Annotated in this window: 16 protein-coding genes; 5 read left to right on the top strand and 11 right to left on the bottom strand. The window is 63.5% G+C overall.

The window, feature by feature from the left end:
- Position 1: 1 nt before the first annotated feature.
- From narJ to TabM4_RS18210, 4 genes are read right to left on the bottom strand one after another with little or no spacing between them, the layout of a single operon-like run.
- Positions 2-706: a nitrate reductase molybdenum cofactor assembly chaperone gene (gene narJ, locus TabM4_RS18225; RefSeq protein ID WP_434615688.1), complete on the bottom strand. Its 705-nt coding sequence runs from the start codon at positions 704-706 to the stop codon at positions 2-4.
- Positions 706-2232 carry a nitrate reductase subunit beta gene (narH, locus tag TabM4_RS18220; RefSeq protein ID WP_434615685.1) on the bottom strand — a complete coding sequence of 509 codons (1527 nt, stop codon included), beginning with the start codon at positions 2230-2232 and terminating at the stop codon, positions 706-708. Before narH ends, narJ begins: the two co-directional genes overlap by 1 nt.
- The gene (locus TabM4_RS18215) at positions 2229-5969 is read right to left on the bottom strand and encodes a nitrate reductase subunit alpha (RefSeq protein WP_434615682.1); all 3741 of its coding nucleotides are present in this window, start codon (positions 5967-5969) and stop codon (positions 2229-2231) included. The genes narH and TabM4_RS18215 overlap by 4 nt, the downstream gene beginning before the upstream one ends.
- Positions 5970-5984: 15 nt before the next feature.
- Entirely contained in the window at positions 5985-8702 is a 2718-nt protein-coding gene (locus TabM4_RS18210) for a nitrate/nitrite transporter (protein WP_434615679.1), read from the bottom strand.
- 251 nt (positions 8703-8953) lie between these two features.
- Between TabM4_RS18210 and TabM4_RS18205 the strand changes: the two genes are divergently transcribed.
- Together TabM4_RS18205 and TabM4_RS18200 are read left to right on the top strand one after the other, a co-directional pair.
- Positions 8954-9652 carry a cyclic nucleotide-binding domain-containing protein gene (locus TabM4_RS18205; protein WP_434615676.1) on the top strand — a complete coding sequence of 233 codons (699 nt, stop codon included), beginning with the start codon at positions 8954-8956 and terminating at the stop codon, positions 9650-9652.
- A gap of 136 nt (positions 9653-9788) precedes the next feature.
- Positions 9789-11522, top strand: coding sequence for a methyl-accepting chemotaxis protein (locus TabM4_RS18200; RefSeq protein WP_434615673.1), 1734 nt, complete (start codon positions 9789-9791; stop codon positions 11520-11522).
- 511 nt (positions 11523-12033) lie between these two features.
- On the opposite strand, the gene TabM4_RS18195 is transcribed toward TabM4_RS18200, so the two are convergent.
- The 7 genes from TabM4_RS18195 to TabM4_RS18165 all read right to left on the bottom strand — a co-directional run bounded on the left by TabM4_RS18195 (position 12034) and on the right by TabM4_RS18165 (position 17047).
- The gene (locus TabM4_RS18195; RefSeq protein WP_434615670.1) at positions 12034-12381 is read right to left on the bottom strand and encodes a hypothetical protein; all 348 of its coding nucleotides are present in this window, start codon (positions 12379-12381) and stop codon (positions 12034-12036) included.
- 59 nt (positions 12382-12440) lie between these two features.
- Positions 12441-12827, bottom strand: a complete 387-nt coding sequence (locus TabM4_RS18190; protein ID WP_434615667.1) for a response regulator — start codon at positions 12825-12827, stop codon at positions 12441-12443.
- A 2-nt stretch (positions 12828-12829) separates the two neighbouring features.
- Positions 12830-13735, bottom strand: coding sequence for a CheR family methyltransferase (locus TabM4_RS18185; RefSeq protein ID WP_434622167.1), 906 nt, complete (start codon positions 13733-13735; stop codon positions 12830-12832).
- Positions 13736-13797: 62 nt separating this feature from the next.
- Positions 13798-14268, bottom strand: a complete 471-nt coding sequence (locus tag TabM4_RS18180; protein ID WP_434615664.1) for a chemotaxis protein CheW — start codon at positions 14266-14268, stop codon at positions 13798-13800.
- 3 nt (positions 14269-14271) lie between these two features.
- Positions 14272-16371 carry a chemotaxis protein CheA gene (locus TabM4_RS18175; RefSeq protein ID WP_434615661.1) on the bottom strand — a complete coding sequence of 700 codons (2100 nt, stop codon included), beginning with the start codon at positions 16369-16371 and terminating at the stop codon, positions 14272-14274.
- Between the two features lie 2 nt (positions 16372-16373).
- Positions 16374-16742, bottom strand: coding sequence for a response regulator (locus tag TabM4_RS18170; RefSeq protein WP_434615658.1), 369 nt, complete (start codon positions 16740-16742; stop codon positions 16374-16376).
- Positions 16739-17047 carry an STAS domain-containing protein gene (locus TabM4_RS18165; protein ID WP_434615655.1) on the bottom strand — a complete coding sequence of 103 codons (309 nt, stop codon included), beginning with the start codon at positions 17045-17047 and terminating at the stop codon, positions 16739-16741. Before TabM4_RS18165 ends, TabM4_RS18170 begins: the two co-directional genes overlap by 4 nt.
- 222 nt (positions 17048-17269) lie before the next feature.
- Between TabM4_RS18165 and TabM4_RS18160 the strand changes: the two genes are divergently transcribed.
- From TabM4_RS18160 to TabM4_RS18150, 3 genes are read left to right on the top strand one after another with little or no spacing between them, the layout of a single operon-like run.
- Positions 17270-18286, top strand: a complete 1017-nt coding sequence (locus TabM4_RS18160; RefSeq protein WP_434615652.1) for a CheB methylesterase domain-containing protein — start codon at positions 17270-17272, stop codon at positions 18284-18286.
- Positions 18283-18804: a chemotaxis protein CheD gene (locus tag TabM4_RS18155; RefSeq protein ID WP_434615649.1), complete on the top strand. Its 522-nt coding sequence runs from the start codon at positions 18283-18285 to the stop codon at positions 18802-18804. Before TabM4_RS18160 ends, TabM4_RS18155 begins: the two co-directional genes overlap by 4 nt.
- 38 nt (positions 18805-18842) lie before the next feature.
- Positions 18843-20795: a methyl-accepting chemotaxis protein gene (locus TabM4_RS18150; protein WP_434615646.1), complete on the top strand. Its 1953-nt coding sequence runs from the start codon at positions 18843-18845 to the stop codon at positions 20793-20795.
- The last annotated feature ends 454 nt before the right edge of the window (positions 20796-21249 follow it).

The raw sequence follows: 21249 nt of genomic DNA, 5'->3' as shown, positions 1-21249 counted from the left end.
CTCAGGCGCTCCTGTGTTCGGATGTGTTGTTGGGCTTGTCCATGAGGGCAAGCATGTCGCGCACCTGCGGGCAGCCGGCATTCGGGTCGGGGCCGAAGGTCACCTCGGTTTCCTCCCAGACGGCATCCAGCGCGACGAGGTCGGTCGGGTCGTCCTCGGCTTGCGCCAGCATCCCGGCCACGGCCTCGGCATCGCCCGATGTTCCGGCAAGTGCGGAAAGGGCGGCGAACGCGGCGGCATATCGGCTGTCGCGGCGCTGGAGGCGCGCGCAAAGCACGTCGAGGATATGCGCCGCGTCCGCCAAGGTTTCCCGTGCTTCGCCTGTGGGACGCGTCGACAGGAATTCAAGCAGTACCGGCAGGTGGTCGGGCAGTTCCGTGGTGACGGGTTCGAACCCCGCCGCGCGGTAGGTCTCGATCAGGCTGACCATGGCGCCGCCCCTTTCGCGGCTTTCGCCATGCACATGCTCGAAAAGGTTCAGGGACAGCGTCCGCGACCTGTCGAACAGCATGACATAGCGTTCCTGAAGGTCGTAGAGGTCGCCATCCTCCAGTTCCTGCGACAGCGCGCCCAGTGCAGCCCGGACGGACGGGATGAGCCGCATATCCCCCACGAGGGCGTTGCCGATCTCGGGCATGGCGGTCTGCAGGTCCTCCGTCGGATAGCTGAGGATCAGGGACAGTGCCTTCAAAGTGCGGTCGGTCATCAGAATGTCTCCTGCGGAAGGGCGAAGGATTTCTTCTTGCCGCCGAAGAGGCTTGTCTTGCCGCTCTCGCCGGTGGAACAGCCGTTCCCATCGGTAAAGCCGCAGCCGCCCCGGAGTTCGGCACCATGCTCGTTCTGTTCGCGATGCGCCGTCGGGATGGCGAAGCGGTCTTCGTAATCGGCGATGGCCATGATCTTGTACATGTCCTCGATCATCCGGCCCGACATGCCCACGCGGGCGGCGATGCCTTCGTCCCGCACGCCATCCACCGTCAGCGCCCGCATATAGAGGCGCATGGCCGACATCCGTTCCAGCGCCGAAACGATGGGTTCCTCGTCTCCCGCCGTCAGCATATTGGCGAGGTATTGCACAGGGATGCGCAGGCTGCGCACATCGGGCATCTGTTCGCTCATGGCGATCTGGCCCGCCTGCGCGGCGTTCTGGATGGGCGACAGCGGCGGGATATACCAGACCATCGGCAGGGTCCTGTATTCCGGATGCAGCGGGAAGGCGACCTTCCATTCCATCGCCATCTTCCAGATCGGGCTGACCTTGGCCGCTTCGATCCAATCCTCCGGCACGCCGTCGCGGCGGGCGGCGGCGATCACCTCCGGGTCGTTCGGATCAAGGAACACGTCAAGCTGCGCGCCATAAAGGTCGGTTTCCCGCTCGGCACTTGCCGCCGCCTCGATCTTGTCGGCGTCATACAAGATGACGCCCAGATAGCGGATCCGCCCCACGCAAGTTTCCGAACAGACGGTCGGCTGGCCGCTCTCGATGCGCGGATAGCAGAAGGTGCATTTCTCCGACTTGCCGGTATCCCAGTTGTAATAGACCTTCTTGTAGGGACAGCCCGAAATGCACATCCGCCAGCCCCGGCATTTCTCCTGGTCAATCAGGACGATGCCATCCTCTTCCCGCTTGTAGATCGCGCCCGACGGGCAAGAGGCGGAACAGGTGGGGTTCAGGCAATGCTCGCAGAGGCGCGGCAGATACATCATGAAGGTGCTTTCATACTCTCCGTAGATGTCCTTCTGCACCTTGTCGAAGTTGTAATCCTCTGACCGCTTGGCGAATTCGCCGCCAAGGATTTCTTCCCAGTTCGGCCCCTTCTCGATCTTCTCCATCCGTTCCCCGGTGATCTTCGACCGGGGCCTTGCGGTGGGGAAGGCCTGCATCTCGGGCGCGGATTTCAGGTGGTCATGGTCGAAATCGAAGGGTTCATAGTAATCGTCGATCTCGGGCATCGACGGATTGGCAAAGATGTTCGCCAGAATGCGCCACTTTGCCCCCTGCCTGGGTTGCAGCTTGCCAGAGGCCGACCGCACCCACCCACCGTTCCAGCGCTTCTGGTTCTCCCAATCGGTCGGATAGCCCGTGCCGGGCTTCGTCTCCACATTGTTGAACCACGCGTATTCGACGCCGTCCCGCGTGGTCCAGACGTTCTTGCAGGTGACCGAACAGGTGTGACAGCCGATGCACTTGTCCAGATTCAGCACCTTGCCGATTTGCGCGCGCACTCTCATTCCGCTGCCTCCTGGGTTGCGGGTTGGTCCAGCCAGTCGATCTTCTGCATCTTTCGGACGATCACGAATTCGTCGCGGTTGCTGCCCACGGTGCCATAGTAGTTGAACCCATAGGAAAGCTGGGCATAGCCGCCGATCATATGCGTGGGCTTCAGCGTGGCGCGGGTGACGGAATTGTGGATGCCGCCCCGCAGCCCGGTCTTTTCCGATCCGGGCGTATTCACGATCTTTTCCTGCGCGTGATACATGAACAGCGTGCCCTGCTTGATCCGCTGGGACACCACCACCCGCGCCGTCAGCGCGCCGTTGACGTTATAGGCTTCGACCCAGTCGTTATCGACAAGCCCGGCCTTCGCGGCATCGACCTCCGACATCCAGACAACCGGCCCGCCACGGTTCAGCGTCAGCATCAGAAGGTTGTCGCTATAGGTCGAATGGATGCCCCATTTCTGATGCGGCGTGATGAAGTTCAGCACGACATGCGGGTTGCCTTCTGCCGCATCGCCATTCACCGCCTGCGTGACGGTCTTCAGGTCCACAGGCGGGCGATAGCTGACGAACCCCTCGCCAAAGGCCCGCATCCAGAGGTGATCTTGATAAAGCTGCTGTCGCCCCGTCAGCGTCCGCCACGGGATCAACTCATGCACATTGGTGTAGCCCGCGTTATAGCAGACCTCCTCGCTCTCGATCCCCGACCATGTGGGAGAGGAGATGATCTTGCGTGGCTGCGCCGCGATATCGCGGAAGCGGATCTTGGTGTGATGCGCGCCTTCGGCCAGATGGGCGTGGTGCTGGCCGGTGGGTTTCTCCAACTCCTCCCACGCCTTGACCGCGACCTCTCCATTGGTCTCAGGCGCCAGCATCAGGATCATTTCCGCCGCGTCGATGGCGGTGTTCAGTCTGGCAAGGCCCTTCGACACGCCCTCGTCCTGCACCACCCCGTTCAGGTCGCGCAGATGCCCGACCTCGACCTTGGTATCCCAGTTGATCCCCTTGCCACCGTTGCCGAGCTTTTCCAGCAGTGGACCGACCGAGGTGAACTTCTTGTAGAGGTTGGGATAGTCCCGCTCGACCGCGATGTAGTTCGGCGCGGTCTTGCCGGGGATCAGGTCGCATTCGCCCTTTTTCCAGTCCTTCACATGCGCCTGAGCCAGTTCGGCGGCGGTGTCGTGGAGGAGCGGCAGCTGAACGATGTCGGTTTCGACCCCCAACACTTCAGGGGCCACTTCGCTGAACTTCTTCGCGATGGATTTGAAGATTTCCCAGTCCGACTTGCTCTCATAGGCCGGGTCCACCGCCGCCTGCAGCGGATGGATGAAGGGGTGCATGTCGGATGTGTTCAGGTCGTCCTTTTCATACCAGGACGCGGTGGGCAGCACGATGTCGGAATAGACCGCCGTCGTCGACATGCGGAAGTCGATGCAGACCAGCAGGTCCAGCTTGCCCTTCGGTGCCTCGTCATGCCAGACGGCCTCCACGGGCTTGGCATGGCCTTCCTCGCCCAGATCCTTGCCCATGACGCCGTGGTCGGTTCCCAGAAGGTGCTTGAGGAAATACTCATGCCCCTTGCCCGAAGACCCCAGCAGGTTGGACCGCCAGACAAAGAGGTTGCGCGGCCAGTTTTCCGGCGCATCCGGGTCCTGGCAGGACATTTCCAGATTGCCGGATTTCAGTTCAGCGGCAACGAACTCCTTGATGTCCTTGCCCGCTGCCTTGGCGGCCTTCGACACCTCCAGCGGGTTGGTCTTCAGCTGCGGGGCCGATGGCAGCCAGCCCATCCGTTCCGCCCGGATGTTGTAGTCAATGAGGCTGATGTCCCAGTCGCCCTTGGGCGCCGTGGGCGACAGGATTTCACCCGCGCGCAACGTCTCATACCGCCACTGGTCGGTATGGGCGTACCAGGCGCTGGTCGAGTTCATGTGCCGCGGCGGGCGGTTCCAATCCAGCGCAAAGGCCAGCGGCGCCCAGCCGGTCTGTGGCCGCAGCTTCTCCTGCCCCACATAGTGCGACCAGCCGCCCCCCTCCTGCCCGATGCAACCGCACATCACCAGCATGTTGATGATGCCGCGGTAGTTCATGTCCATGTGGTACCAGTGGTTCAGACCGGCCCCGAGGATGACCATGGACTTGCCCCGGGTCTTTTCTGCGTTGCCCGCGAATTCGCGGGCCACCGCGATGATCTTTTCCCGCGCAACGCCCGTGATCTTCTCCGCCCAGGCGGGGGTATAGGGCATGTCGTCGTCAAAATCCTTCGACACCCAATCACCGCCCAACCCGCGATCCAGCCCGTAATTGGCGCAGAACAGGTCGAACACCGTGGCCACCATCACCTCGCGCCCATCGCCAAGCGTGACAGCCCTCGCCGGGACATTGCGCGTCAGAACCTCTGGCGCGTCGCATTTCACGAAATCGCCCGTCGCCGCGCCGCCGAAATAGGGGAAATCCACCCCCACCACCGCGTCATGCTGGCCGTCAAGGATCTGGCTCAGCCGCAGTTGGGTTTCGGCATCGGCGGCCTTCTCCTCAAGGTTCCATTTTCCCTCCTCGCCCCAGCGGAACCCGATGGAGCCGTTCGGGGCAACGAAACGCCCCGTCGCCTCATCGAAGGCCACGGTCTTCCAGTCGGGATTGTTCGCCTCGCCCAGTTTGTCGTCGAAATCCTCGGCCCGCAGCATCCGTCCTGGAACAAGCCGGCCATCCTGTTCATCCAGCACCACCAGCATCGGCATGTCGGTGTATTTGCGGGCGTATTCCTCGAAATACTCCGCCTGCCGGTCCAGATGGAATTCGCGCAGGATCACATGCCCCATCGCCATGGCCAGCGCCGCATCGGTGCCCGCCTGCGGGTTCAGCCAGATGTCGCCGAACTTCGCCGCCTCGGAATAGTCGGGGCTGACCACGGCGGATTTCGTGCCGCGATAGCGCACCTCGGTATAGAAATGGGCATCCGGCGTGCGCGTCTGCGGCACGTTCGACCCCCAGAGCATCAGGAAGCCCGCGTTGTACCAGTCGGCCGATTCCGGCACGTCCGTCTGTTCGCCCCATGTCTGCGGCGATGCGGGCGGCAGGTCGCAATACCAGTCATAGAACGACATGCAGGTGCCGCCCAGCAGGCTCAGATAGCGCGACCCCGCCGCATAGCTGACCATCGACATGGCCGGAATGGGCGAGAATCCGAACACCCGGTCCGGCCCCCAGACCTTGGCGGTATGGGCATTGGCGGCGGCGATGATCTCGGTCGCCTCGTCCCATGTGGCGCGCACAAAGCCGCCCTTGCCCCGCGTCTTGGTATAGCTCGCGCGCAGGGCGGGATCTTTCTGGATCGCCGCCCATGCCGCGACCGGCGGCATCGTCGCCCGAAGCTTGCGCCAGGCCCGCATCAGGCGGCCCCGGATCAGCGGGTTCTTCACACGGTTCGCGGAATACAGATACCAGCTATAGGACGCCCCCCGCGCGCAACCGCGCGGCTCATGGTTCGGCAACCCCGCCCGCGTGCGCGGATAGTCGGTCTGCTGCGTCTCCCATGTCACGATGCCGGATTTGACGTAGATCTTCCACGAACAGGACCCGGTGCAGTTCACACCATGGGTCGACCGCACGATCTTGTCGTGCCGCCAGCGGTTCCGGTAGGTGTCCTCCCAGCCGCGATCCTCGCGCGTCGTCTCTCCCCAACCATCCGAAAAGGTTTCCAAAGTCTTCTTCTGAAAGAAGTTCAGTCTGTCGAGCAGGTGGCTCATCGTCGCTTCCTTTCGTTATTCGGCAGGATGGGCGGCACCCAGGCGCCGGCCATGCTCGATGTCGTGGAGAAGCCCGCCGGGGCGCGTATAGGCGGCCCAGGTCAGGACAAGGCAGATCACGTAGAAGATCAGGAACAGCCACAGCGCGCCGATGGGGCTGCCCGTCATGGCGATGGAGGATCCATAGGCCTTGGGGATGAAGAACCCGCCATAGGCCCCGATGGCGCTGGTGAAGGCGACAATGCCGCTGCTTTCCATGGCGATCTGGCGCGCACGTTCTGCCCCGGCCAGATGCGGCATCAGGCGCGGCACTTCGCGGCCCATGATCACCGGGATCATCTGGAAGGTCGACGCGTTGCCAACGCCGGTAAAGAAGAACAGCGCCATGAAGCCCGCGAAGAACCCGGCAAAGCTGCCCGCCTGCAGCGACAGGATCACTGCCAGAACCGATGCGATCATCCCCACAAAGACCCAGAAGGTGACCCGCCCACCCCCGAACCGGTCGGCAACCCAGCCAGTCCCGGCACGGCTCAGCGCGCCCACCAGCGGGCCGAGGAACACGTATTGCAGCGCGTTCACCTCGGGGAAGGCGATCTTCGACAGCAGCGGAAATCCCGCCGAATAGCCGATGAAACTGCCGAAGGTCCCGATATACAGCACACACATCAGCCAGTTATGCGCCCGCCCGAAGATCACCGATTGCTGCGCGAAACTCGCCTTCGCATCCGCGATGTCATGCATCCCCAGCCATGCCGCGACGGTGGAGGCAAGGATGAACGGCACCCAGACAAAGCCCGCATTCTGCAACCACAGCGTCCCGCCATCCGCCAGCGCCACGCCCTCGCCGCCCATCGCGCCGAACACTCCGGCGGTGATCACCAGCGGCACAAGGAATTGCATCACGCTGACGCCAAGGTTCCCCAGCCCCGCATTCAGCGCCAGCGCATTGCCCTTCTCCGCCTTGGGGAAGAAATAGCCGATGTTGGCCATCGAAGAGGCGAAGTTGGCCCCGCCAAGCCCGCAAAGAAGCGCCAGAACCAGGAAGATGAAGTAGGGGGTTTCCGGGTTCTGCACGGCATAGCCGATGCCGATGGCGGGCAGCAGCAGCGAGGCGGTGGAAAGCGTCGTCCAGAGCCGCCCACCAAAGATCGGCACCATGAACCCGTAGAAGATCCGCAGCGTCGCCCCCGACAGCGCAGGCAAAGCCGCCAGCCAGAACAATTGCTCCGGGGTGAAGGCGAACCCGATCAGCGGCAGCTTGGCCACCACCATCGACCAGACCATCCACACCGAAAAGGCCAGCAGCAGCGCCGGGATCGACAGCCACAGGTTGCGGCGTGCGACGGCACGGCCCTTGTCGGCCCAGAAGGTCGCATCCTCGGGCCGCCAATCCTCGAGCACACGCGGCATGGCGGTGCGTTCGGGGTGGTGGATCGGCTGCATCTCAGGCAGCTGCGGCAGGCGGTCCAGAACCTCGCCATGCGCGGCGCGCTCCATGGCGCGGATCGACAGGTGCATCCAGGTCAGCGCGATCCCGACCAGCACGAACAGCAGCGCAAAGCACGAGGTATAGATGCCCGTCAGGTCCAAAAGGGCTCCAAAGGCGATGGGCAGGACGAACCCGCCAAGCCCGCCGATCATGCCGACAAGGCCACCGACTGCGCCGACGTTGTTGGGGTAGTAGACCGGGATGTGCTTGAACACCGCCGCCTTGCCGAGGCTCATGAAGAAGCCAAGCGCGAAGAGCGTGGCGATGAAGGGCCACAGCCCCATGCTGGTTGAAAAGGCGATGACGCCATCCTTGCCCTGGATGACATAGTCGGTCGGCGGGTAGGACAGCATGAACAGGAACAGCATCGAAAAGCCGAAGGTCCAGTACATGACCGACCGCGCGCCGAACTTGTCGGAAAGGTGTCCGCCATAGGCCCGGAACAGGCTGGCCGACAGGCTGAACGAGGCGGCCGCCATGCCTGCAGTGCGCACATCGACGCCGTAGACGTCGATCAGGTAGTGCGGCAACCACAGCGCCAGCGCGACGAAGGCGCCGAAGACGAAGAAGTAGTAGAGCGAGAAGCGCCAGACCTGCAGGTTCTTCAGGGGCGCGAACTGCTGGGCGAAACTCGGCGGCTTTGCCCCGGTCCGGCGACGTTCAACGAGCGAGGGATCGTCCTTGGCGAAAACAAAGAAGATCACCGCCATCAGCGCCAGGCCCGCCGCCCATGTATTCGCCACCCCCTGCCAGCCAAAGCCCACCATCACGAAAGGCGCGACGAATTTCGTCACCGCCGCCCCGATATTGCCCGCCCCGAAAATGCCCAGCGCCGTGCCCTGATGCCCCGCATCATACCAGCGGCTGACATAGGCCACGCCGATGATGAACGATCCGCCCGCAAGCCCAACACCCAGCGCCGCCAGAAGATACATCGCATAGCTGTCGGCAAGGGTCAGCGCCCATGTCGCCAGCGCCGCCAGCATCATCTGTGCCGAAAACACCAGCCTTCCGCCATATTTCTCGGTCCAGACCCCAAGGAAGATACGCGTCAGTGACCCGGTCAGCACGGGCGTCGCCACCAGCAGCCCGAACTGCGTATCGTTCAGCCCAAGCTCGGCCTTGATGGCTACCCCGATGATAGAAAAGATCGTCCAGACCGCGAAACAGGCGGTGAAGGCGACCGTGCTCAGCCCAAGGGCGCGTCTCTGATCGGCGCGGGAGGCTATGGCGGCAGTCTGCATGGCAGGTCTCCGAATGGAATGGCGCAATCCCCTTGCCGGGGGATCGACGTCAGTCCTGCGGAGGCAAGGCCGCGAAGAAATTGATCTAGATCAGAACTTCCTAAAACTGTAATGAAATAAATGACTTAGTGAAATTTTTCATGATCTGGCCCGCGCCCTGTCAAACAGGGTGGCGGCAGGGGTTAACCATTTTCTTGACAATTATCAATCCAAAGCCCGATCCTTGCCGCAGTCATCCGGAGGCCCGAGCCATGCCCGCATCAGAGTTCTCCGAGATTCGACATCTCGATCTATTCGCGGAAATGGCCGACGAAAACTTCTCTGCTCTGATGCGTGGGGCCTATGTCCAGAATTTCCCCGGGCATGTCGAACTGATAACCGAGGGCGATCCGAGCGATTTCCTCCATCTTGTCCTGTCCGGATCGGTCGACCTCTTCTCCTCGTGGAACGGGCGGGAAACCAGTCTGGCCACCGTCCGGCCCGTCTCCACCTTCATCCTCGCCGCGACGGTGAAGGATGCGCCCTACCTGATGTCGGCCCGCACGCTTGAAAAAAGCCGGATCGTCCTGATCCCCAGTCAGGATGTCCGCGCCGTCTTCGCCGCCGATGGCAACTTTGCCCGCGCCATCGTGACAGAGCTTGCCCAATGCTACCGCGCGGTGATCAAGTCGCAGAAGGACCTCAAGCTTCGGACATCGCTGGAACGGTTGGCGAACTATCTCTTGCGCCAGCAGCGCCGCGCGGACGGCGCCGCCTCCTTCACCCTCGATTATGAGAAGCGCCGCCTCGCCTCGGTGCTTGGCATGACGCCCGAGAACCTGAGCCGCGCGATCAAGGGGCTGCAGCCCTATGGCCTGCAGGTGGTCGGCACACGCATGACCATCACAGATCAGGCAGAGTTCGAGCGTTTCGCAAAGCCGAACCCCCTCATAGACGACGGCGCGACCTGACCCCCCTGCCGCGTGCCGCGCCTGTAGATGGCAGGGGGTTTTCCCGTACCTGCGTTAAACGACCCTTTACCCGCATGCGGCAAGGATGGCGCGAAGGGTCGCGGTGGCGACCGCAGCAAAGGGGACGTGACAGCAGATGTTGTTCGATTTTCTGCCCAACCGCAGGCTGGTCTTCAAGGCGGTGGAGTCGTTGCAGGCGAATGTCATGATCGCGAACAGGCGCCTGCGGATCACCTATGTCAATCCGTCCCTGCGCGAATTCCTCCGCCAATCCGAAGATCAGCTTCGCCGCGACATGCCGCAATTCGCCGTGGACCGGCTGATCGGCAGCAGGATCGACATCTTCCACAAGACCCCCGCGCATCAGCGCGCCATGCTTGCCGCCCTGCGCGAGACGCATCGCGCAACCATCCGCATCGGCCCCAAATCCTTCGATCTGATCGTCACACCGCTCCGCTCCTTCTGGGGCATTTCCGGCTATGTCGTGGAATGGGCCGATGCCAATGCACGGCTGGAGAATGTCGATTTCGGCGAACAGATGCGCGCCATCAGCCGCAGGCAGGCCAAGATCGACTTCGACCTGAACGGCAACATCCTGTCGGCGAACGATAACTTCCTCAAACTGATGGGCTATGCCCTCGATGAGATCGTGGGAAAGCATCACTCCATCTTCGTCGACCCGGCCGAGGTGCAGTCGCCCGCCTACCGCGCCTTCTGGGACAGGCTGCGCAGTGGCGAACATGTGCAATCGGAATTCCACCGGCGCACGAAATCCGGCCGCGAAGTCTGGGTCGAGGGGGCCTATACCCCGATCCGCGACGAAAAGGGCAACATCGTCAAGTTCACCAAGTTCTGCAGCGACATCACCGACAAGACCTCCTTCCTCGACACCATCGGCAACGCCTTCAATGCCCTCGCGGATGGCGATCTTGAACAGCGCGTCCCGGTGATGCAGCTGTCGCCCCTGTTTGACCGGCTGTCATCGGATTTCAACGGTGCCCTCGATCGCCTGCAAACGACGATGCAGCAGATCCGCGACAGTTCGCTGAATGTGCGCGGCCAGTCGCAGGAGTTGCGGCGCTCCTCCGACAGCCTGACCCATCGGACAGAGCAGCAGGCAACCTCCATCGATCAAAGCGCCGCAGCCCTGACGCAGATCACCACCACGGTCCAGCAGACCACTGAAAGCACGCGCGAGGCGCGCCGCCTCGTCAGCTCCGTCACGGACAATGCGCAGCATGTCTCGCAGGTCATGCAGCAGACCGTCGTGGCGATGAAAAGCCTCGAATCCTCTTCCGGCAAGATAGAACGCATCATTGGCACGATCGACCAGATCGCCTTCCAGACCAACCTCCTCGCCCTCAATGCCGGGATCGAGGCAGCCCGCGCCGGCGAAAGCGGCCGCGGTTTCGCGGTCGTCGCCCTTGAGGTGCGCGATCTGGCGCAGCGCTCGGCCGAGGCCGCGCAGGAGATCAAGCGTCTGATCGGCGAAAGCGCACGCAGCGTCAACGAAAGCGTGACCCTCGTGGATCGGACGGGCAATGCGATTGGCGATATGGTGATAGGTGTCTCCAATATCCGGGACATCGTGGTGACGATTGCCGAGGCCGCCGAAGAACAGGCATCGGGCCTGGCGCAGATCGCCTCCAGCGTGGATCGCCTGAACGAGGTGACGCAGCAGAACACGGCCATGGCGCAGAGCGCGACCTCGATCACCTCCGATCTCGACCGTGAAACGGCTGCGATGAACGATGTCCTGATGAAATTCCGCCTTGGTCCCCCCGGCATGACGTCGCGCGCAAGCGAGACAAGGCCGAAGGTCGGACGTATGGCACTCTCCCTTCCACCTGCCTATCGATCCGCCGGATAATGGATCTGTGCGGGGATCGCCGCGCGATCCCCGTTGCCCCATGCCGCAGCCTCGCGCGCCTGCCGCCGGCGGTGCGCGTCGACCTGTCGTTTGCCAACCTGATGGCTGCCCACCCAAATGCGCAAGGCGCGGGTCTTGTTCGGGCTAGGACTTTCGCCCCCTGCGTTCCTGCCGCCCGGATGTCATGCAGTTCCCAAGTTGTGTTGCCCCCCGGGCGTCACGTTGCACCGACGCGCATGTTTCGCCGCACCTCGCTCCCAGTGACAGAACATCTCCGGCGCCACCGGTTCCTCAATCCCTAGGGGTGGTAGGGTCCGCCCGCTCATGGAGGGCGGCCGGAACGGCCATGATGGGCATTGCTCCGGCGCAGGCATGTCTGTGACCTGTTTCGGGGCGAAGGAAAGACCGTTCGTGACCGAGCCGCCATCTCGAACATCGTCCGAAAGCGTTCTGTCACGCTCAGGGCACCCGCCTTGCGACTTGCGGAAAGCATGATGCAGGTCAGGGTCGGTCAGGTCGATCCGCCCCCCGTCGGCGGAAGGTGACCGCTCAGAAGCCTGTCCTGAAGATCCGCCAAAGGGGCGCAGGCGCGCAGCAGGTCGGTCGATATCATGGCGTCCATCCGCCCGGCACGAACCAGCAACTCCAACACGCCCGCCAGCCCCTCGACCTCCTGACGCAGATGATCCGCCCTTTGCAGGCCGTGCAGCGCCTCGGGCGGCAGCCGCAACGCGGCCTCTATCGGGCCGACCTGCCTGCGCATCTGCTCCACCAGTCGGGCAAGCGTCGCGTCCAGCGCCGCCATCGCGCCCGCCTGCCGCCGCATCTCGGCCGCGCAGGCTGCCAGCAGCTGTTGCACAGAGCAAGCGGGCGGGGCCTGTACCGGACTGGCCCTCTCGCTTTCGTCGCCGACAAAGATCATAGGGCACCGACCACCTTTTCGATGCAGACCTTCAGGCCGAGTGTGCTGAACGGTTTGCTGATGAAGTTGTTCATTCCGAGGGAATGCCCGCGGGTGATGATCTCCTTGCTCGCGCGGCCGGTCATCAGGATGAAGCCGATCCTCTGCGTGGAACGGTTCATCCGCAGCGCTTCCAGCAGGGACAGGCCATCCATGCCCGGCATGTTGAAATCCGAAAGCACCAGATGCACCGGATTGCTGGCAAGCTTCCTCAGCGCAACCTCGGCGCTGTTTTCATATTGCACCTTCTTGATGCCGATCTCGTCCAGCGCCTGTTCGACAAGGCAACGGCTGACCGTCATGTCATCGACCACCATCATAGTAAGCGAAAACCTGAGCGACATGTCTATCCCCCTTCCGATCCGATGATCGGCCTTGTCATCGCGCCCCCGACCGGGACCTTCATGGCAGTCCGCCGATACTGGGTGACCCCGACGGGCGCGAAAAACGGGTCCAGCCTCGGATCCATCCGTTCCGAATGCCCGATGAAAAGCATCCCGCCCTCCGGCATCCTTGCAGCAAAGCGCATCCAGAGATCTCGCCGTGTCTCGGCGTCGAAATAGATCACTACGTTGCGGCAAAAGATGACGTCGAAATTCCCTTGAAAGGGCCAGGTCGGCAGGAGGTTCAGTTCCTCGAACCGTATCAGGTCCCGCAACTCCGTCGAGACCACCATCTGGCCCGCCTGCGGCCCGTCCTTGAGGAAACGTGCAAGCTCTGGCGGCGGTCGTTCGCCGAGACTGTGGTGATCGAAGACCCCGGTCCGTGCGGTCTCGATGACGACAGGGTCGATGTCGGTCGCGAGGATGCGCAGATCATACCGCGCGATGTCTGGCGCGAGGTCAAGCAGTGTGGCCGCCATGCTGAAAGCCTCCTGCCCGGTCGAACAGCCTGCCGACCACAGGCGTACCCTTCCGCCGGAGCGCGCCCGTTCGACAAGGGGCTTCCCGATTTGGGCAAGCGCCTTGAAATGATGCGGCTCCCGGAAGAATCCGGTGACATTCGTGGTGACCGCCGATACCAACCCCCGCCGTTCTGCCTCCGCGCCGGGCCCGCGAAGTACCGTGACATAGTCCGAGAGACTGTTCAGACCCAGCCCGCGCACACGACGGGACAGACGCGATTCCAGCATGCTCTTCTTGGTGGATGTGATCACGATCCCGGTCTCCCGGTGGATCAATCGGGTGACTGCAGCGAATTCTGCATCCGAAAGGGAGTCCGGCCCATGGCCCGCCCTCTCGTGCCCGGGCAGGGACGAGAGACCGCAACCCGGTTCTGCCTGACCCTGCGCCTCCGGCCTTGGAACTGCCACCATCATGTGGCCTCTTGATCCTTGCCGGGGAGCACCGCCGCCAGATCAAGCTTGCGCAGCATGCGTCCATCCTCGAGCGCGATGACCTTGCTGATGAAGGCGGCCGCCCCGTCGGATGCCACGTCGGGCACGGGTTTCATCGCCGCCTCGTCGATGCCGAGGATATCCGACACTACATCCGCCAACAGGCCGACGATCTGGTTTCCGAAAGCCACGATGATGACGACGTGACGGGGCGTGGGTTCGGTCTTGCCGATGCCGAGCCGCGCGGCCAGATCGACGACCGCCACCACGGAGCCGCGCAGATTTATGACCCCGGTCACATATCTGGGCGAATGCGGAAGTACCGTGGCCGGGGTCCAGCCCCGGATTTCACGGACCACTTCGATATCGATGCAGTAATCCTGCTCTCCGATCCGGAAGCAGACATAGTCGCTCTGGTCGGCGGCGTTCTGGAGTATCATCTGCTGCATGGTCTATCCATTGACTGCAAGGGGCAGGGTCTTCGTGTCGGCAACCGCGCGCTGGACGATTTCTTCCGGGTCGACGATGAGGGCGATCCGACCGTCTCCGAGGATAGTGGCTGCCGAAATGCCCGGAACGGTTCCGTAATTGTCTTCTAGGCTCTTTATGACGACCTGCCGCTGGTCGAAGATCTGGTCCGCAGCAAGCGCCGCGCGTCGACCAGAATCGCACTCGACAAGGATCAGCACCTGGCGCTGGTCATCGTCTGTCGGCGCAAAGCCGAAACTTTGGGCAAGATCGATGATGGGGATCATCTCGCCGCGCTTTGCGATGACGCGCCCGCTGCGGCCGAGGCAGTGGATTTCCGACTCGTGCGGTCTGAGCGTTTCGATGATTGCCGAAATCGGCAGGATCATCGTCTCTTTACCGACGCCGATCAGCATGCCCTCCAGAACGGCCAGCGTCAGGGGCAGGGCGATGGTGAAGCCCGTCCCCTGCCCGGGGTTCGACTGGATCGAGACCCGTCCACCCAGCGACTGGATCTCGCGTCGGACGACATCCAGCCCAACCCCGCGCCCGGAAAGCGCCGAAACCTCCGCCTTCGACGAGAAACCCGGGAGGAACAGAAGGTTGTCGATCTCGGCCGTGGAAAGTTGCGCCGCGGGCGGGATGATGCCCCGTTCCTCGGCGATCTCCCTCACCTTCGTCCGGTTGATGCCGGCCCCGTCGTCGGTCACCTCGATCACGACGCGCCCTGATCGATGGGCCGCCGAGAGGGTGATGACGCCCTCGGCGGGCTTTCCCGCAGAACGGCGCTGTTCGGCTGTTTCGATGCCATGGTCGACCGAGTTGCGGATCATATGCGTCAAGGGATCGACGAGGCGTTCGATGACGGTCTTGTCGACTTCCGTGGTCTCTCCGAAGACTTCGAGGCGGACCTGCTTCTGGGTGGCGTCCGCTGCCTCTCTCGTGATCCGCTCCATACGCTGGAACAAGGATTTCAGGGGCTGCGCGCGGATTGCCATGACGCTTTCCTGGATCTTCGCGGCCAGTTGCTTGATACCCTCGAGGCTGCCCGAAATGTCGTCGTCCTTGCTCAGCCCGGCAAAGGAGATTGCCTGGGACAGCATCGCCTCCATGATGACCAGTTCGCCGATCTGATTGATCAGCCGATCGACGCGATCGAGGCTGACGCGGATCGTCGTCATCGCGGGCAGCACCGCCGGTGCCGGGGTGGCAGGGGTTCGAGGGGTGACCTCCGCCAATCGCGCGGGGGAGGGCACGGTTTCGAAGCGCTGCCGTTGCGCTGTATCGCCCGAGGGCTGCTCCTCGCCCGACGCATCCAGCCCGCCAGCCGCTTGCAAGGGCTTTACCGTGACACGGGCGAGATCATCGACAAAGCCGAAGATCGACAGCACCTCCGTTTCAGGCGCCGCTGTCTCAAGCTCCAGATGCCAACGCAGCCGCGGACTGGAAAGATCAAGGTAGGTCAGGGGGGGGACGTCCGAAAGATCCGCCGTGATCGTTGCCCTGCCCAACTCCCCCAAGGCCAGAAAGAGCGCCAGAGGCTCATGCCCTGCGGCAAAGAGCGCGGCACTCGTTTCCAGATCTATCGTGAAGCCGCCCGCTTCCGGCGTTGGCTCAGACGCGCCCGAGAGAGGGAAGATGTCGATCTTCATGGGCTCGAAGGCGAGCGCGGCTTCGTCATCCTCCGGTGCCGAGGCACCCTCTGCCAGAACGTCCAGTTCCAGCAACAGATGCGACAGCGCCTCCGGCTCTTCCCGCCCGTCGCGCGCCGCGGCGACAAGGTCGGAAAGCACGTCATAGGCCCGGATGAGCGTGTGCATGGTCGCCGGATCGGGGTGCAGGTTACCGCTCCGCATCAGATCCAGCACCGTCTCGAAGGCATGGGCGAAACCGACAAGCACCGTCAGGCCGAAGGCCCCCGCCCCTCCCTTGATGGAGTGCACGGCGCGAAAGACATCATGGATCGTTTCCAGTTCGTTGCGCTGCGCCTCGTCGGGGATGCGGCGCAGCCCTTCGCCCATGCGCATCAGCAAGTCTTCGCATTCCTCGAAAAAGGCGACGCGCAATGAATCGCTCACGCTCATCTTCACAGCCCCAGCACACGGTTGATCGTCTGGATCAGGCGGCTGTCGTCGAAGGGCTTCACGATCCACCCCGTGGCCCCGGCACGTCGGGCGCGATCCTTCAGGTCGCTGCCGCTTTCGGTGGTCAGCACGAGGATCGGCACGCTCGCATGCGATGCGCTTGCCCTCACCCCCTCGATCACGCCGAACCCGTCAAGGCGCGGCATGTTGATGTCCGTGATCACCAGATGCGGATCGGCCTTGTCCAGAATGTCCAGACCCGCAATGCCATCCTCAGCCAGATGCAGGTCGAACCCGCTCGGCTCCAGCGCGGCGGCGACCAGACCGCGCATCGTCGGGCTGTCGTCTATGGCAAGGATTCGGATCGTCATTCCCCCAGCTCCCTCTTCTCTGCAGAACCGATTTCTATGCCCTGCCACGGGGCCTCGCAGCACAGGCCGAGTGTCCTGCACGCAGCCGCGAAACGCGTCGATGGCCGGTGGACCGACAGGGTCTGACCATCCGCCTCCCACTGCCGACCGGCGGCGATGATCACCTCGAAGGCCAGCGCGCCGATCAATTCCACCCCATCGGCGTCAAGGACCAGCGGCTTGCCCATATGCGCCCGCAGCGCCGCCAGCAGCGCCGGTGCGGCAGAACTGTCCAATCTCTCCGGCAAGGTGAAGTGTTCCGTCATGACACGCCCCAGATGGCGAGGTCATCGGGCGGGACCGCAGGGCAACGCACCCCGCACATCCCGCACCGCAACCTCTCGGGCAAAGAATGGAACACGGGGAGTTAAGGCTTGGTTTCTGCAACCCGGCTGCCGGAAAAAATCTTTGTCGGTGTTTTGCGGGGGCGAAAACACTTCATTTACGCCCTCGTGCGACCTTTGCGGCGTCAGAGAGCAGGGGTCCGCATGTCGGAACAGAAGCGTACGCACGGCGACATGGGGCCGAACCGCCAGCGCATGGTGGTCATCCTTGCCGATCCGCAGGCGCCGAGGCGCCGTCACCTCTTGCGGGGCCATCAGTCGCATCAGGTGCTGCAGGCTGCCTCGCTCAACGAAATCTACCCGATGGCCGAAGAGATGGTTCCCGACATCCTCGCGATGGCGGCCGATTTTCTTGCCGAACCCGAAATGGAAGGCGTCATCCGTCTGGCGGAACTGTTGGGGACGGCGGTCCTTTTCTATGCGGAGCAGGGCACCATTCCCCTGCGCATCCCGTTGCCCGACCGCGCGCCGCTCGTGCCACTTCGCCCGCAGGACAGGATCGACGACCTGCTTGCCGGCAGGGCAGGGGGGGGTGCCGGGACGACAATCATGGAAGGGCAGGCCGATCTTCCCGAACTTGTCCTCGTCGGCGCATCGACCGGCGGAATCGCCGCGATCGAAACCGTCCTGACGGCCTTCCCCGCCGACTGCCCGCCGACCCTTGTCGTGCAGCACATCCGCGACGGCTTCATCCCCGGTCTTGTCCAGCGGCTGAATCTGCGTTGCCGTCCGCGGATCGTCGAGGCCTCGCATGGCCTCGCGCTGCAACGGGGCACCGTCTACTTCGCGGCGGATGCCGAACGGCACCTTACCGTTTCGGGCCCGGTGACGCCGCGCTGCGCCCTCGTGGCGACGGCACCGGTCCATGGGCACAGGCCGGCCGTCGATCCGCTTTTCGAGTCCGCCCTTGCCAGGGGACGGCGTGTTTCGGCGGCGCTTCTCACGGGCATGGGAACCGACGGGGCGCTGGGGCTTGCCGCCTTGCGCCGGGCCGGGGCGCATACGATCGCGCAGGATCGCAGGACCAGCATCGTCTGGGGAATGCCCGGTGCCGCGGTCGCGGCCGATGCGGCCGTCGCGGTTCTGCCCATCGACCGCATCGGTCAGGCCCTGCTCGCAGGCCATGGCCAGACGCATGCCGGATACCGGGGGCAGCCATGATCTCCCTGCGCGAATCGCAGACCATCCATGTCGTGCAGGGCGAGCATGTCGTTTCCGACAAGCCTGATCTCGTCCTCACGACGGTTCTGGGGTCCTGCGTGGCAGCCTGCCTGCATGACCCGGTCCGCAGGATCGGCGGGATGAACCACTTCCTGTTGCCGGATGTGCCCGGTGCGCGCGACATCCGCTATGCCTCGGCGGCGATGGAGCAACTGGTCAACAGCCTGCTCAAGATGGGGGGGCGGCGCGACCGTCTGGTGGCCAAGCTCTTTGGCGGGGCGCGGATGATCAAGGGCCTTCCCGACATCGGCCACAGGAATGGCGAGGCCGCGCTTGCCTTCCTGCGGGGAGAGGGGATCGCGGTCTCTGCGCAAAGTCTGGGGGGCATGCAGGCCCGCCGCGTCCGCTTCTGGCCGGAGACGGGCAGGGCGCAGCAGTTGCTTCTCGTCGACAGCCATGAGGTGGCGGCAGGCCCGCCGCCGGCGCCCGCCGCGGGTGGCGCGATCGAACTTTTCTGAACAAGGGGCGCTCCGCCGCCCGATCCTGGAGGGAAAGCATGGAATTCTTCACGCGCATGTCGCTCAAGTCGAAGCTGGTGACCATCGTCGCAGGCTTCCTCTCACTGGTGGCGATCCTGATATCGGTGCTCTCCATCATCATCGAACGCCGCGAGATGGCGCATCTGGCGCTGGACCGTGTCGATTACGCCCTCGCCGGCTTTGCCTCCACTCTGGCCAGTTCGGCGGAGGGCTTCGCATCGGCGCCACCCCGCCCCGAAACGGTCGGCGATCTGGCACGGACGACTTCCCCGGTCAGGATCGATCCATCCATCGTGGACAAGGTCATGAATACCTTGGACATCCATGCAACCTACTTCCAGCTTCTTCCCGAGGGGCAACGCTTCGAACGGCTGATGACAAGCATCAAGACGGCCGAGGGGACGCGCGCGGTGGGCACGCAACTTGATCCGGCAGGGCCTGCCCATCAGGCCCTGATCGCCGGGCAGGTCTATGTCGGCGAGGCCGACATCATGGGCGAACCCTATATCACCCGCTATGAACCCGTGTTCGACGGGCAAGGCCGTCTCAGTGGCGCCATCTTCGCCGGCGTGCCCATCGCCACGGTGGGCAGCCTCGTCCTTACCACCGTTCTCCAACTCGTCTTGCCGACGCTCGCCTTGCTCCTGGTGGCCGTCTTAGCCAGCCGCCATTTCATCAGCCGGGCCCTTTCGCCGGTCCGCGCCATGGTCGACATCGTCAACCGACTGGAAAAGCGCGACTATGACGTCGTCATCACGCCCCCTTCCACCCAGGATGAGATCAGCGCCCTCGCCCGTGCCTGCGTCAGCCTGCGCAACGATCTGAGCGCGGGTGCAAGACTTGCCGCATCCGCCGCCGCGCAGGAAGGGGAACGGATGCAGCAGCAGGCAGAGCTTTCCCGTGTCGTGGCCGATCTCAGGTCCGGGCTTGCGCGGCTGGCCGATGGCGACCTGATGACCCCCATCGCCTCGACGCCCGACAATCCATTTCCTCCCGCCTATGACAGCCTGCGCGAAAGCTTCAACTCGGTGATCGAACGGTTCGGGGTCATGATCGAACAGGTGAATGGCATAGCCCGCAATGTGCGCGTCGGGGCGGTAGAGATCACGGATGCAAGCCGCGAACTCTCCACCCGGGCCGAGACGCAGGCCGCCACGCTGGAGCAATCCGCCGCCGCCCTGACCGAGCTGACGCAATCCGTGGCCTCCACCGCCGAACGCGCCAAGATGGCGCAGGATGCCAGCTTCGGAAACCGCAAGGGGGCCGAGCGTGGGGCCGAGATCGTGCAGGATGCCGTCGCCGCCATGCAGGGAATCGAAAAGGGGGCGGAACAGATCACCCGGATCATCGGCGTCATCGAGGATATCGCCTTCCAGACCAACCTCCTTGCCCTGAACGCCGGGGTAGAGGCCGCCCGCGCCGGAGAGGCCGGCCGCGGCTTTGCGGTCGTTGCCTCCGAGGTCCGCCTTCTGGCCCAGCGCGCCTCTGACTCGGCGCGCGAGATCAAGACGCTGATCTCCGACAGCACCCGCCGCGTCGATGAGGGGTCCGCCCTCGTCCGCAAGGCCGGCGAGAGCCTTGCCGAAATCCTCGTGCGCGCGAACGAGGCCGCCAGTTTGGTGGCCGACATCGCCGTTGCCGCATCGGAACAGGCGCGAGGCTTGGCCGAGGTGAATGCCGGGGTCAATCAGCTCGACAATGTCACACAGCAGAACAGTGCCGTCGCCGAGGAAACCTCTGCCGCCGCCGCGACGTTGCAGACGCAATCGGGTGACCTGATCGTCGCCCTGTCCGGCTTCCGCACACATCAGCGCCCCGAAACGCCAAGAACGGAAGCACGGCCTCGCCCGGCCGAACGGAAGGGGGCGGTGATCGAGGCCAATGTCGTCGACTGGACCGCCGCCGCCGCCGCCGTGGTGAACGGCCCCCGCGCCAACCCTGTCCGGCAGAATGCCTGGGCCGAATTCTAAGCCTCGGTCCCACTGCCGGCCCTGTGCGGTGCGGTGGTCGGCCCCCGTTGAACTGGGAAACCCGCAACCTGCCCTTGCGACACCAAAGCGGGCTGCAGCCCTGCCTTTTGTTGGAAAAGGTCGCGCGACCCGTCATCCGGAAACGACTCGCCATCCCGATCTGGCAAGGACTGTCACCTGAGTCTCTTCCGCCCGTACAGGGCGGTGGGGGCTTGCCCCGCAGGGGCCCCGCAGGACCGCGCGCGGCGTAAGGTCAAGACCGATGCGACATTATGACCGGCACCGGAATGGCCAGTCTGTCCAAAAAACCGCAGTGAAATAACCATGGAATTGAAGGGGCTTACCCGAGGCTGTGTAAAGAAATTCACAGAAAGATGCGATAAATGTAAAGCAATTTACAGAAAATATCATAGACTTCAATGACTTGTTGGTAATTAACTGCACATCAACTATA

It is taken from the genome of Tabrizicola sp. M-4 (genome assembly GCF_051132405.1).
In the GTDB taxonomy this organism is placed as follows: Bacteria; Pseudomonadota; Alphaproteobacteria; order Rhodobacterales; family Rhodobacteraceae; genus Paragemmobacter.
Note: the sequence above shows the minus strand (reverse complement) of the source record. Positions and strands in the feature narration are given on the sequence as shown.